The organism is Azohydromonas caseinilytica, assembly GCF_012927045.1.
GTDB classification, from domain to species: domain Bacteria; phylum Pseudomonadota; class Gammaproteobacteria; order Burkholderiales; family Burkholderiaceae_C; genus Azohydromonas; species Azohydromonas caseinilytica.
Genome location: NZ_JABBFW010000003.1, coordinates 108,234 through 120,616, shown reverse-complemented (window position 1 = coordinate 120,616; position 12,383 = coordinate 108,234). Strand labels below are relative to the sequence as shown.

Below are 12,383 nucleotides of genomic sequence, written 5' to 3'. Positions count from 1 at the left end.
ATGCCGGGCCGACCGGGCCGCGAGGGGCGCGCCGTCGCGGGAACTTGGCTTGCTGCCGGCGCGGCCCGCGTTGCAGGAGCAACCGTCGCTACGCGGCACGGCCCGGGCGGCACCCCGCGCGCAATCGGGGCTTTCAAGGCTGGCACGGCGCGCAGCTTGCCCGCAGGCTGGCGGGCCGGTGGCGGCGCCCGCCGCCACGTTCACAACACGGGAGTCCCGCCCTATGAAATCCATCGCCTCGATCCTGCTGCACCTGGATGCCGCGCCGCACAGCCGCGAACGCCTCGCACTGGCCTGCCGGCTGGCCCGGCGCCTGGACGCCGGCCTGCTGGCGCTGTACGGCGCCGCGCCCAGCGCCACCAGCCTGGTGCCGCTGCCCATGGGCGGCGGCGGGCTGACCATGGAGGACGTGCAGCGCGACGAGCAGCGCCGCGCCCAGGCCCGCGCCTGGTTCGAGGAGGCCGCCGCGGCGGGCCAGCCCAAGCTGAACTGGTCCGAGCTGCGCGCCGCCGCGCCGGTGGCCGAGGGTTTTGCGCGCGAGGCGCTGCTGCACGACCTGATCGTGATCGGCCAGCAGGACGCCGAGGCCGACGACAACGCCGGGCTGCCCGACGATTTCGCGGAGGAGGTGGTCATCGACAGCGGCCGCCCGGCGCTGCTGGTGCCCTTCGCCGGCCGCTTCCAGGACGTGGGCCAGCGTGTGCTGGTGGCCTGGAAGCCTTCGCGCGAGGCCGCCCGCGCGCTGTCCGCGGCGCTGGCGCTGCTGCAGCCCGGGGCGCAGGTGCACGTGGTGTCCTGGGGCAGCGACCCGACCGAGCTGCGCCCGCTGCTGCAGCACCACGGCATCGAGGCCGAGTTCCACGCCGAGGGCGGCGACGACGGCCAGGTGGGCGAGCTGCTGCTGTCGCGCGCCGCCGATTTCGGCGCCGACCTGCTGGTCATGGGCTGCTACGGCCGCAGCCGCACCCGCGAGCGCCTGCTCGGCGGCGCCAGCCGCTCGGTGTTCTCGGCCATGACGGTGCCGGTGCTGATGTCGCATTGAGCACCGTGGAGGGCGGCGCGAGGCCGCCTTCCGTCAACGCGCCTGCGCCGGCGGGCGCGTCCGGTAGAACTGCATCGGCACCGCCTTGAGGCTGGCCTTCTCGGCCGCGCGCGCCTGCTGCAGCACGTTCTTCTTGATGCGGCCCACCACGTGCATCTCGCAGGGCTTGCAGTCGAAGCGCAGCGTCAGCACCTCGTCGCCATGCGTGATGGTCAGCGGCTCGGCGCGCACCGTGCCCTGCACGCCCGTCACGCCCTTGGCCTGCTTGGGGCACAGGCTCAGGCTGAAGCGCACGCAGTGCTTGGTGATCATCAGGCTGGCCTCGCCCAACGCCTCGTGGCTTTCATATGCCGCCTCCACCACCTTCACGCCGTGCTTGACGTAGAAGTCGTGCGCCTTGCGGTTGTAGACGTTGGCCAGGTAGCTCAGCGTGTCCTCGGGGTAGGGCACCGGCGGCTGCACCGGCGCGGCGGGCAGCAGCCGCTCGCGGCAAGCCTCGCGCTCGGCCTCCAGCGCCGCCACGGCGTCGCGGCGCAGCGCGTTGAGCGCGCCGGCCGGCACGAACCAGGGCTTCGACAGCCGCAGCGTCACCTCGCGCGCCTCGAAGATCGTAGCGCCGAGCTTGCCCAGTTGCTCGCGCAACTGCGGCTCCACCCGCTCCGGATGCTGGGCCCGCTCGTGCGCGTGCGCGAGCTCCGCGCGCGCGTAGTGGCCGTCCTCGTCGGTGAGCGACAGGGCGAAGCCATCGGGCGTTTCCTCGAAGTGCAGGTCCACCGCGATGCGCCTCTCCGACGACTTCTTGCGCAGCAGCCGCTCCCAGGCCATGTCGCGGTTGCGCTGCAGCACCGTGTCGCGGCGCAGGTCTTTCAATTGCGCCACCGGTTCCTTGGGGACCACGCGCCAGCGCGTGCCCGCGTCGTCCAGCGCCTCCACGGTGTTGACCTGCACGCCCTGCAGCTCCTGCTGCAGGTCAAACCAGGTGATCGAATCGCCGTTGTTGAGCGCGCCCACGCCTTCATCCAGCACGACCTCAATGTGGTCCTTCGCCACCTTGCTCACATGGCCCAGCGGCAGCCCGGCGTGCTTGGGGGTGTCGAAGGCGCCGATGTCGTCCTGGCGGCCGTTGACGAAGTAATCGGTCGTGCCGCGGTTGAAATTGCGGTCCGGGTCCGGCTCGAAGAAGAACGTGGTGCGGCCGCTGGAGGCGCGGGACAGCGCCGGGCGCTGCTCCAGCACCTCGTCGAGCAGGCGCCGGTAGTGGGCGGTGATGTTCTTCACGTAGCCCATGTCCTTGTAGCGGCCCTCGATCTTGAAGCTGCGCACCCCAGCATCGACCAGCGCGGCGAGGTTGGCCGACTGGTTGTTGTCCTTCATGGACAACACGTGCTTGTCGTGCGCCACGATGCGGCCCTGCGTGTCCGTCACGGTGTAGGGGAGGCGGCAGGCCTGCGAGCAGTCGCCGCGGTTGGCGCTGCGGCCGGTGAAGGCATGGCTGACGTAGCACTGGCCGCTGTAGGCCACGCACAGCGCGCCGTGGACGAAGAACTCCAGCACCGTCTCGCGCGGCAGGGCGTCGGCCACGGCGCGGATCTGCGGCAGCGTCAGCTCGCGCGCCAGCACGATCTGGGCGAAGCCCGATTCGGCCAGGAACTTCGCCTTCTCCACGCTGCGGATGTCGCACTGCGTGCTGGCGTGCAGTTGCAGCGGCGGCAGGTCCAGCTCCAGCAGGCCCATGTCCTGCACGATCAGCGCGTCGGCGCCGGCGTGGTAGACGTCCCAGGCCATGCGCCGCGCGTCGTCGAGCTCGTCGTCGCGCAGGATGGTGTTGAGGGTGACGAAGATCTTGGCGCCGAAGCGGTGGGCGTGTTTCGTCAGGCGCTCGATGTCGGCGACGGCGTTGCCGGCCGAGGCCCGGGCGCCGAAGCCCGGGCCGCCGATGTACACGGCATCGGCCCCGTGGTTCACGGCCTCGATGCCGATGTCGGCATCGCGGGCCGGGGAAAGCAGTTCAAGTTGACGGGATCGGTGCTGCGCGCTCATAGGGCGCGCATGGTAGCGGCCGGGCGCTGTCCGACCGGGCGCGGGGTTTCGTTCCGGTTTCAATCGCGTCACAAAAGGGCCCGTTCGCACTGAGGTATCGAAGTGCGAATCCGTCAGGCTGCGATGGCTGCATTACGGCAGGGGCTGTTCCCCCTTCGATACCTCAGGGCGAACGGAATACTCCATAGAACAGGCAGCTTCGACTACCCCGCCTGCTGCCCCAGCTTCTCCAGCTTGTGCAGCCAGTCGGCGCGCTGCTTCTCGTCCAGGTCGCCGATGCGGCCGATCAGTGTCTCGTGGATGGGGGCGATGCCCACGAAGCCGAGGATGTTGCGCTCCAGCGACTTCAGGCTGTGGGCGCGGAAATAGAAGCGGTAGATCAACGCCGGCATGCCCATGGTCACCACCACGCGCGCCGAGCGCCCGCTCAGCCCCTTGTTGGCCAGCGGGTTCTTGCCCTCGGGGTGGAAGGCGAAGCCCGGCCGCGCCACCTGCTCGAAGAAGCCTTTGAGCAAGGCCGGCATGCCGCCCAGCCACAGCGGAAAGAAGATCACCAGGTGCTGCGCCCAGCCGATGGCGTGCTGGGCCTCGACCAGGCTCGTGGGCAGCATGCCGTCCGTCCACTGCGCTGGGCTGCGCAGCATGGGGAAGTCCAGCTGCCCCACGTCGATGCGCCGCACGTCATGCCCATGGTCCTCGGCGCCGCGGGCGTAGGCGTCGGCCAGCGCATGGTTGAAATGCCGCTCCGTGGCGTCGGGGTGGCCCTGCAGGATGAGGATGCGTGTCATGGCTGCGATGCTGGCAGCGAAGCGGCGCCGCCGGCCTGCCGCCCGTCAAGACGCGTGGGTGGCCGCTCAGCTCTCGCCGGCCGCCAGCTTCACGCTCACCTGCCGCGCCTTGCCAGCGCGCCAGACGCTGAGCGTGACGGTGTCGCCGCTCTGGTAGCGCTCCAGCTCGTTGAGCAGGTCGTCGAAGTCCGCCACCGGCGTGTTGTTGACGGCGGTGATCACGTCGCCGGCGACGATGCCGCCGTCGCGGGCGCGCACGAAGGGCTCCAACCCCGCGCGCTGCGCCGGGCTGCCCGGGCTCACGCGCAGCAGCGCCACGCCCTTGGGCAGCTTCAGCGCCTCGGTGAGCTGCTGCGGCCCGGCGGCGATGCCCAGCGAGGGGCGGACGATGCGCCCGTCGCGGATGAGCCGCGGCACGATGCGGTTCACTTCGTCCACCGGAATGGCGAAGCCGATGCCCGAGCTGGCGCCACTGGGGCTGTAGATCGCGGTGTTGACGCCGATGAGGCGCCCGGCCGAGTCCAGCAGCGGGCCGCCGGAGTTGCCGGGGTTGATGGCGGCGTCGGTCTGGATCACGCCGCGGATGGTGCGGCGCGTGACGGACTCGATCTCGCGGTTCAGGGCGCTGACGATGCCCGTGGTCATGGTCTGGTCCAGCCCGAAGGGGTTGCCGATGGCGAACACCTTCTGGCCCACCTGCAGGTCGCGGCTGGCGCCCAGGGCCAGGGGCGTGAGCTTGGTCTTGGACTGGATGCGCAGCACCGCCAGGTCGCGGTCCGGGAACGCGCCCACCAGCTCGGCGCGGTAGCTGCTCTGGTCGGCCAGCGTCACGCGCGCGGCGTTGGCCTCCTGGATGACGTGGAAGTTGGTGACGATGTGCCCGGCGTCGTCCCACACGAAGCCCGTGCCCGTGCCGGTGGGCACCTGCGCCACGTTGAGCGAGAAGAAGTCGCGCTGCAGCGCCAGGCTGGTGATGTTGACCACCGAGGGCGAGACGCGCTTGAACACGTCGATGTTGTTGCGCTCGTCGCTGTCCAGCGGCCCGCGCGGCGCCACCGCGCGCGGCTGGGCCTCGCCGCGGCTCTCGGCTTCGCAGGACCACAGCATCCCCGTGCCCAGCACGCTGGCGGCCAGCAGCAGGCCGGGAACGGCGGCGGAACGGCGTCGGAGCAGGGGTGACTGGAACAGCTTCATGCGCAACGAATCGTGAACGGGGGAGGGCCGATGATAAGGAGCGGCCGAAGAGCGCCCCGCTACGATGGCCGCCATGCCCTTGTCCCACCGCTTCGACCGCCTGGACGCCCTGCGCGGCTTCGCCATGGTCTGGATGGCGGTCTTCCACTTCTGCTTCGACCTCAACAACTACCGGCTGCTGGAGCCGCGCCAGAACTTCTACCTCGACCCGTTCTGGACGCTGCAGCGCACCGCCATCGTCAGCCTGTTCCTGTTCTGCGCCGGGCTGTCGCAGGCGCTGGCGCAGGAGGCCGGGCAGGGCGGCCGGCGCTTCTGGCGGCGCTGGGCGCAGATCGCGGGCTGCGCGCTGCTGGTGTCGGCGGGCTCGTGGTTCATGTTCCCGCGCAGCTGGATTTCCTTCGGCGTGCTGCACGGCATGGCGCTGATGCTGATCCTGGCCCGCGCGCTGGCGCCGCTGCGCCGGGGCTTGTGGCCCCTGGCGCTGGCGGCGCTGCTGCTGCCGCGCTTCGTGCAGTCGCCGCTGTTCGACAACCGCTGGCTGAACTGGACCGGCCTGGTCACGCGCAAGCCGGTGACCGAGGACTACGTGCCGGTGCTGCCCTGGCTGGGCGTGCTGCTGCTGGGCCTGGCCGCCGGCCAGTGGCTGCTGGCGCACCGGCGCGAAATGCTGGGCGGGCCGCTGCCGCGGGCCTTCGCGCCGCTGGCGCTGCTGGGCCGCTGGCCGCTGAGCTTCTACATGCTGCACCAGCCCATCCTGATCGGGCTGATCCTGCTGGCGATGCAATTGCGCTGAGGGCGGGGCGCCTCGGCTCGCGGCTGAGGTGCGGCAACTTTCCCCGTTCGGCACTGCACCCGCGCCGGTGCGGCGGCGTCTTTTCTTCGTCCCGCCCCTCAGCAGGCCGCCGCCGCGGCCGATAGCAAGTCCTTGACCCGCAGCATCAAAAACCCGGAACAGCGCCGGACCTCTCCGCGTGACGGGTTAGGCTTGCGGCCTTTTTTGCCCCGGGGCTAGTCCCGGGGCGGCGACGACAGGGCGTCTTATGACAAATGAGGTGAGCGCCTCCCAGAAGGCGCAGAAGGCACGGGGCTGGCGGCCGGGCCGCGGGGCGGTGGAGGCCGCGAGCCGCAGGCAGGTGGAGCTGCTGGCGAGGGCAGGCGGGACGGCGCGGGCCGGGACCGCCGGCTTCCTGCCGCGCTGGGCCTGCCTGATGCTGGCGGCACTGTGTGCCGGGCTGGGCGGCTGGGCCAGCGTGGTGACGCTGCGCTACTTCGAGTACGGCGCCCGCGCGCTGGAGGCCGACGAAGGCGCGCGCGCCCTGGCCAGTGCCACCGCGCTGCTGCTGGTGGTGCTGGAGATGGCGGCGTTCGCCCTGGCCGCGCTGCTGCCGCGCGAGCGCCTGCGCGCGCAGCGCTGGGGGCTGGCGGTGCTGGCCACGGCGGTGCTGGCCTTCGAGTGCATGACCATCGTGCTGGTGCAGCAGGGCATCACCCGCGCGGCGGACGTGGGCGCCGAGGCCCGGCAGCAGCGCGCCCAGGAGCTGCGCAGCTCCATTGCCGCGCTGCGCGCCACCGCGGAAGAGCTGCGCATGGCCGCCGCGGCGTCCTCGCAATCCAAGGTGCTGGCCTCGCGCCAGTCCGCCGCCGAATCGCTGAACGTGGCGCTGGAGACGGAGCGCCGCATCCAGGCCGTGACGGCCGAGCTGGGCGTGCTGCTGGCGCAGCAGACGCCCACCGCCACGCAGATCCTGGGCGAGCGGGGCGCGCTGGCCTACGCCGTCACGCGCGGCTTGCTGGTCTCAGTCGCCGGCCTGGTGCTGTTCGGCGCCGCCGGGTCGCTGCTGCGGGCCGCGGGCGAGAACGGGACGGAGACCGTGTCCGGCCCGGCGGTGGGTGTGTCCGGCCGGGGTGTGCCTGGTGTGTCCGCGGACACGTCGGGTGTGTCCGTGGGCGCGCCGCCGATCCGCTTCAGCACCGGCTTCGCCCTGGCCGCGGCGCCGCTGGCCGCCGGGGCCGTGGTGCCGGCGACGGTGAGCTGGGCGGAGCCGTCCCGAGGCGTGATGGTGCCGGCCGGGCCCGCGCCGGCCGTTCCGGCGCCGGCTGAAAACCGCTCGGCCGATGTGTCCGTCGGTGTGTCAGCGGGTGTGCTCGATGTGTCTCCGGCGCCTGTGTCCGGTGTGGCTGTCGCGTCCATGGGTGTGTCCGAGGCTGTGTCTGTGTCGGAGCCTGCGGCGGCGGGTGTGTCCGTGGCTGCCGCCGACGAGCCGGTGCCGCCGCCCGCGGACGGGCCGGACGCGCCGGCGCCGGAGGCCGCTGCCCTGGACGCGGTGGACGCCGCCGCCGAGGACGCGCGCCTGGCGCGGGTGCGTGCCGGCGTACGCGCGGGCCGCATCGCGCCGAGCATCCGCGGCGTGCAGGCCGCCGTGCACTGCGGCGCGCCGATGGTGCGGCGCTACCTGGCGCAGCTCGAAGCCGAAGGGCTGATCCGGCGCGACGGGCGCGGCTACGTGCGTGTCGAGGAAGAGGAAATCGCGGCCTAAGTTGGCGTCGCGCAAGCCATTTCCGGCCGGGAAGCCCTGAACCCGGGGGCGATAATGCCGCCGATGAGCTCTTCCAAACTGCTGTTCGGCTTCCACGCCGTGACGGTGCGCCTGAAGACGGCGCCCCAGTCCATCACCGAGATCCACATCGACGCCACGCGGCGCGACGCCCGCATGCGCCAGTTCGTCGAGCGCGCCAAGGAGGCGGGCGCGAAGCTGATCGACAGCGACGACGAGCGCCTGTCCAAGCTCAGCGGCACGCACCGGCACCAGGGCGTGGTGGCGCGGGTGCAGGCGCTGGCGCAGCAGCACTCGCTGGACGACGTGCTGGACGAGGTGGAAGGCCCGCCGCTGCTGCTGGTGCTCGACGGCGTGACCGACCCGCACAACCTGGGCGCCTGCCTGCGCGTGGCCGACGGTGCCGGGGCGCACGCCGTGGTCGCCCCCAAGGACCATGCCGTGGGCCTGAACGCCACGGTCGCCAAGGTCGCCAGCGGCGCCGCCGAGACGGTGCCGTACCTGATGGTGACGAACCTGGCGCGCACGCTCAACGAGCTCAAGGAGCGCAACGTCTGGGTGGTCGGCACGGCCGAGGACGCCGAGAAGTCGCTCTATGACATGGACTTCAAGGGCCCGGTGGCCCTGGTGCTGGGCGCCGAAGGGCCCGGCATGCGTCAGCTCACGCGCAAGACCTGCGACGAGCTGGTGCGCATCCCGATGCAGGGGGCCGTTGAAAGCCTGAACGTGTCCGTGGCGGCGGCCGTGTGCCTGTACGAGGCGCGGCGCCAGCGCGGGGTGTGAGCCCACTTTTTGCCCACCAGTGAAGTTTCCCGTTCGTCCTGAGGTATCGAAGGATGAACGGCCCCGGCTGTGCGGCAAGCCGCAAGAGCTTCACGAATCCGAATGAGCCTCATGGACCCCACCACCGCCCGCGACATCGAGGACCTGCGCGAGCGGCTGCGCGCCGCCAGGAAGCTCTGTGTGCTCACCGGCGCGGGCATGTCGGCCGAGAGCGGCATTCCCACCTTCCGCGACGCGCAGACCGGCTACTGGTCGCACCTGGACCCGATGCAGCTGGCCAGCGAGGCCGGTTTCCGCGCCGATCCGCGGCTGGTGTGGGACTGGTACGCCGAGCGCCGCAAGGGTGTGCGCGAGGCGCTACCCAATGCCGGCCACCGGGCGCTGGCCGGCTACGCCCGCCGCCATCCGCGCCGGTTGACGCTGGTGACGCAGAACGTGGACGACCTGCACCAGCGCGCCGGCAACCGCGACACGCTGCGCCTGCACGGCGACCTCCTGCTGGACCGCTGGCTGGAGCGTTGCGCGCACCAGCCCGTGCTCACCGACACGGCCGGCGCCGTGCCGGGCCGTCCGCCGAAGTGCCCGTCCTGCGGCAACCTGGTGCGCCCGGGCGTGGTGTGGTTCGGCGAGATGCTGCCCGAGGGCGTGCTGCAAGCCGCCGAGCGCGCCGCCTTCGAGTGCGACGTGCTGCTGGTCATCGGCACCTCGGGCGCCGTCTGGCCCGCCGCCGGGCTGGCGCAGGTGGCGCGCGAGGCGGGCGGGCACGTGGCCATCCTCAATCCCCAGCCCAGCGCCATCGACGACCAGGCGCATTTGTGCCTGCGGGGGACGGCGGCGGGGGTGTTGCCTGGGGTGTTGGAGGGGGTTTGAGGGGAGGGTGGTTTGTCTCGAAAAATACCCTTGAATCACCGCGTTGATGTGCTGCTGAAATAGCAGTGTGCGCTATCAATCAGGCTGCTTCGAAATGGCCTGTGTCGCTGTGATGGCCGTTTAGGTGTTGAGGTTCAATGCCTTTGCATTTCGAGATTCAATGGCTGTCCGTTTTCCTTCAGGTAGCTTGTCGTATAAGCTTCGAATAGCTTTTGGCTGGGTGATAATTTGCTGGCACACCAAATTGACCAACTCACATAGTTGAATGGCAATATTTTGATCATCTCGAATATCTAAAGTCCCTGGGTGCACTGCTTCATTACCTATGACACGGACAATGTCTAGGGCCTGTTGCACTAAGGGGTCAAGGCCTTTGCCAACTAAACTGGCAATGTCTTCGTCTATGTTTTTGCCGCGCTCTCCCAAATGTGCGCATAGCTTCTGAACGGCAAGTCGAAGTAATGCTGCAGCTCCCCTAGGGGAGACATTGACGATGCTTCTGGCCTCCTCGTAGTCGCGAAGGATGTCTGTTGGTAAATCCACGTTGGGCTTAGGCCCCATTCTTGTCTCTGGGTACACCATTGACTTATGAACCCAAACTGCAATTTTTTTGCAGTTATAGCATTCGCTAATATTAAGATTTTCGACCGTATTCCGAACATTGTCCCACTTGCCAATGTCTTCAAAAAACGGAGAACCAGATAGTATTTTGTCGCACCATTCCAAGAGTTTGGGTTTTACTTCTTGAGGTATATCTGATGCCTCCAAAAAGTGCTTGCGCCTATCTTCGTCAGGTATGTTTGGGGTGCGAGCATCGTCATTGTTTTGTCTGGCGTACAAGTGAAACCAGTGCTGGCTCGTGTAGGCGCCACAATGCGGACATGCGAATGCCGTTGATTCCGTTGAGGGTGTGGAATTGGTGGTAATCACAGTGTTCTCTAAAGTGATTTTTAGACGCAGTGCATTGCTTGCTTAGCACTGTGGAATGCAAGTTCGCTTGATTAGTTGAATGGCTTGATTAATTCTGCTGAACCGGATAGACCAGTAATTGCCATTCGATTGGGCCATTAGCAGGATTGTGTTGGCGATGATTCTGAGGAGGCAGCGTGTGTCCGCCTGCAATTGCAATTTCATCTCCACAAGATGTGCAGCGATAGATCCCGGGGTAAGGAGCTTGCGTGCCAGGGGTATGCGTTGCGTCAAAGGCTCCGTGCTGCGACTGTGTGAGACGATTGCCATACTTGTATAAAGCCATTTAGAACTCTCCAGTGTTGATTGGCAGAAATGGCGTCGATTAGGTCTATCGACGTCAATTGCTCGATACGGCCCAATTTCTACGTCACTATCATCGCCGACCTACGTTTTCTCCGCAAGAAGCAGGTTCGCGGACCCATCTCGAATGTCAGGTCGCTGTATTAGGCCAACCGGGAGGCAGGCGGACGATCAATGCCGACAGCATGAGTAGCGGTTCCGACTCTGAATAATCGTGAGAAAATACACAAAGTTTGGAAATAAATTCCGCTGCCTACTTGTCATGTACGCTCACGTGTGAAGTATGCACGCTTTTTTAGAAGGACTGCGCCCGCAGCAGCATGGTCTGATTTTGAAGGCGCTCAACTCCATGTGCGAGGCTGCTAGCTTGCTTTGGCACGCTAAGCACTCGCGGTGTGGCCCGACTCTCAAATGCGCCGAACGCTGCAGCACAGTTAAGTTCGTAGCCTGTGCATCAAATTTATGCGGTCAAGCTCTGAATTTACTGGAATTATTGTTTGAAATAAAATCCACAATGCTGTTTTAAACACCAAAGATATCAAGAAAACCAATGTACCGCATCCACCGCCAAACCAATCGAATCACAGCCCTGAGCCAAGTCACTTTCTCGGAACTGGGCTTCACCGAACGCGCCCACCTGCAAGAATGGCTGGCAAACCAACCCGATGCACTGGGCGAGGAACTGTTGATCATCCAGAAGGAATTCGACGGCTTCGACGATACGAAGGAGCGCTTGGATTTGCTGGCCATAGACAAGTCCGGCGCCTTGGTCATCATCGAAAATAAGCTGGATGACTCGGGACGTAATGTCGTCTGGCAGTCCCTGAAGTACGCGGCGTATTGCTCGGCGCTTTCGAAAACGCAAGTTGCCGAAATCTTTCAACGCTATCTGGATAAGCTGGGTCCGGGGTGTGACGCCAAGTCCATAATTTGTGAATTTCTCGGCAAAGAGGAATTCGAAGAGGTCACTCTTAACCACGGCACGAATCAGCGTTTGATCATGGTGGCAGCCGAATTCCGCAAGGAAGTAACCTCCGCTGTGCTATGGCTGCTGAAACACAATGTCCTTGTTAAGTGCTTCAGGGCCAAGCCATACCAGGATGGCGCAGACTTATTTTTGACAATTGAGCAGCTTATTCCATTGCCCGAAGCTGAAGAGTTGATGATCGGTGTTTCAGAGAAGGAAGTGGAAGAGCAGGCAGTTGAGCGTGGCGAGTTCACGAGGCATCAGTTGCGGCTAGAATTTTGGCAAAAAACGCTTGAAGCCCTGGAACAGGCTGGTGTCAAACGTTATGCCAACGTCACTCCCGGGCACGACCATTGGTTGAATGCAGGTTCCGGTTTAAGTGGTGTGCATTACTCCATGATATTTACTCGCCACGAGGTTAGAGTAAGTTTTGAGTTGGCCCGCACAAGCAAGGAGGAAAATAAAGGTCTTTTTGATGTTCTTCAGGCTCGGGCGTCTGAATTAGATGGGGCTTACGGCGCCCCTTTGTCATGGCGGCGTATGGGGGACAAAAAAGCATCCATCATTGAAATTGCGCGGGAATTCGATGGGCATAACCGGGATAACTGGCCTGACATGATTGATTGGCTGGTGGAACAGGTTCAGCGAATGGTGCGAGTATTCGAGCCTGAGATTTCTAAGCTTAGGGCAAAAATCAGGGATTGTTATACGCTTTGACAGCGCGTGCGCATCCAAGTTCGCGCCGGCGGGCGGCCTGCATCCAGTTTGCAAACATTGGATTCATGTTTTTGCAGGAATGACGACGCTTTTTCTTCGGCCCGCCGCGCGGCTGGGGCCGTTCATCCTTCGATACCTCAGGACGAACGGAATAG

Annotated in this window: 10 protein-coding genes; 6 read left to right on the top strand and 4 right to left on the bottom strand. The window is 66.2% G+C overall.

The genetic code is table 11. The features are described from left to right. The first annotated feature begins 223 nt into the window (after positions 1 to 223). Entirely contained in the window at positions 224 to 1,042 is an 819-nt protein-coding gene (locus HHL10_RS05945; protein ID WP_169159431.1) for a universal stress protein, read from the top strand. Positions 1,043 to 1,075: 33 nt separating this feature from the next. Here the strand turns inward: HHL10_RS05945 and HHL10_RS05940 are convergent, their stop codons facing one another. The 3 genes from HHL10_RS05940 to HHL10_RS05930 all read right to left on the bottom strand — a co-directional run bounded on the left by HHL10_RS05940 (position 1,076) and on the right by HHL10_RS05930 (position 5,064). After that, entirely contained in the window at positions 1,076 to 3,082 is a 2,007-nt protein-coding gene (locus HHL10_RS05940; protein WP_169159430.1) for a peptidase U32 family protein, read from the bottom strand. A 203-nt stretch (positions 3,083 to 3,285) separates the two neighbouring features. Next, positions 3,286 to 3,870: an NAD(P)H-dependent oxidoreductase gene (locus HHL10_RS05935; RefSeq protein ID WP_169159429.1), complete on the bottom strand. Its 585-nt coding sequence runs from the start codon at positions 3,868 to 3,870 to the stop codon at positions 3,286 to 3,288. Positions 3,871 to 3,936: 66 nt separating this feature from the next. Further along, positions 3,937 to 5,064, bottom strand: coding sequence for a S1C family serine protease (locus HHL10_RS05930; RefSeq protein ID WP_169159428.1), 1,128 nt, complete (start codon positions 5,062 to 5,064; stop codon positions 3,937 to 3,939). 64 nt (positions 5,065 to 5,128) lie between these two features. Here HHL10_RS05930 and HHL10_RS05925 point away from each other — a divergent pair, with 64 nt between their 5' ends. The 4 genes from HHL10_RS05925 to HHL10_RS05910 all read left to right on the top strand — a co-directional run bounded on the left by HHL10_RS05925 (position 5,129) and on the right by HHL10_RS05910 (position 9,272). Then, positions 5,129 to 5,857, top strand: a complete 729-nt coding sequence (locus HHL10_RS05925) for an acetyltransferase domain-containing protein (RefSeq protein ID WP_375138938.1) — start codon at positions 5,129 to 5,131, stop codon at positions 5,855 to 5,857. A 259-nt stretch (positions 5,858 to 6,116) separates the two neighbouring features. Beyond that, the gene (locus tag HHL10_RS05920; RefSeq protein ID WP_169159426.1) at positions 6,117 to 7,601 is read left to right on the top strand and encodes a hypothetical protein; all 1,485 of its coding nucleotides are present in this window, start codon (positions 6,117 to 6,119) and stop codon (positions 7,599 to 7,601) included. Positions 7,602 to 7,664: 63 nt separating this feature from the next. After that, entirely contained in the window at positions 7,665 to 8,402 is a 738-nt protein-coding gene (rlmB, locus tag HHL10_RS05915; RefSeq protein WP_169159425.1) for a 23S rRNA (guanosine(2251)-2'-O)-methyltransferase RlmB, read from the top strand. A 102-nt stretch (positions 8,403 to 8,504) separates the two neighbouring features. Next, the gene (locus HHL10_RS05910; RefSeq protein WP_169159424.1) at positions 8,505 to 9,272 is read left to right on the top strand and encodes an SIR2 family NAD-dependent protein deacylase; all 768 of its coding nucleotides are present in this window, start codon (positions 8,505 to 8,507) and stop codon (positions 9,270 to 9,272) included. Positions 9,273 to 9,392: 120 nt separating this feature from the next. Here the strand turns inward: HHL10_RS05910 and HHL10_RS05905 are convergent, their stop codons facing one another. Next, a complete protein-coding gene (locus tag HHL10_RS05905) occupies positions 9,393 to 10,112 on the bottom strand; it encodes a DUF4145 domain-containing protein (protein ID WP_205832927.1) in 720 nt (239 codons plus the stop codon). A 982-nt stretch (positions 10,113 to 11,094) separates the two neighbouring features. Between HHL10_RS05905 and HHL10_RS05900 the strand changes: the two genes are divergently transcribed. Next, on the top strand, positions 11,095 to 12,228 hold the full coding sequence (locus tag HHL10_RS05900; protein ID WP_169159422.1) for a DUF4268 domain-containing protein: 1,134 nt from the start codon (positions 11,095 to 11,097) through the stop codon (positions 12,226 to 12,228). The last annotated feature ends 155 nt before the right edge of the window (positions 12,229 to 12,383 follow it).

Excerpts from the sequence above, each read along its gene's own strand:
- HHL10_RS05900 (WP_169159422.1), top strand. The coding sequence starts at position 11,095 with ATGTACCGCATCCACCGCCAAACCAATCGAATCACAGCCCTGAGCCAA.
- HHL10_RS05940 (WP_169159430.1), bottom strand. The coding sequence starts at position 3,082 with ATGAGCGCGCAGCACCGATCCCGTCAACTTGAACTGCTTTCCCCGGCC.
- HHL10_RS05935 (WP_169159429.1), bottom strand. The coding sequence starts at position 3,870 with ATGACACGCATCCTCATCCTGCAGGGCCACCCCGACGCCACGGAGCGG.
- HHL10_RS05925 (WP_375138938.1), top strand. The coding sequence starts at position 5,129 with ATGGCCGCCATGCCCTTGTCCCACCGCTTCGACCGCCTGGACGCCCTG.
- HHL10_RS05930 (WP_169159428.1), bottom strand. The coding sequence starts at position 5,064 with ATGAAGCTGTTCCAGTCACCCCTGCTCCGACGCCGTTCCGCCGCCGTT.
- HHL10_RS05945 (WP_169159431.1), top strand. The coding sequence starts at position 224 with ATGAAATCCATCGCCTCGATCCTGCTGCACCTGGATGCCGCGCCGCAC.
- HHL10_RS05910 (WP_169159424.1), top strand. The coding sequence starts at position 8,505 with ATGAGCCTCATGGACCCCACCACCGCCCGCGACATCGAGGACCTGCGC.
- rlmB (WP_169159425.1), top strand. The coding sequence starts at position 7,665 with ATGAGCTCTTCCAAACTGCTGTTCGGCTTCCACGCCGTGACGGTGCGC.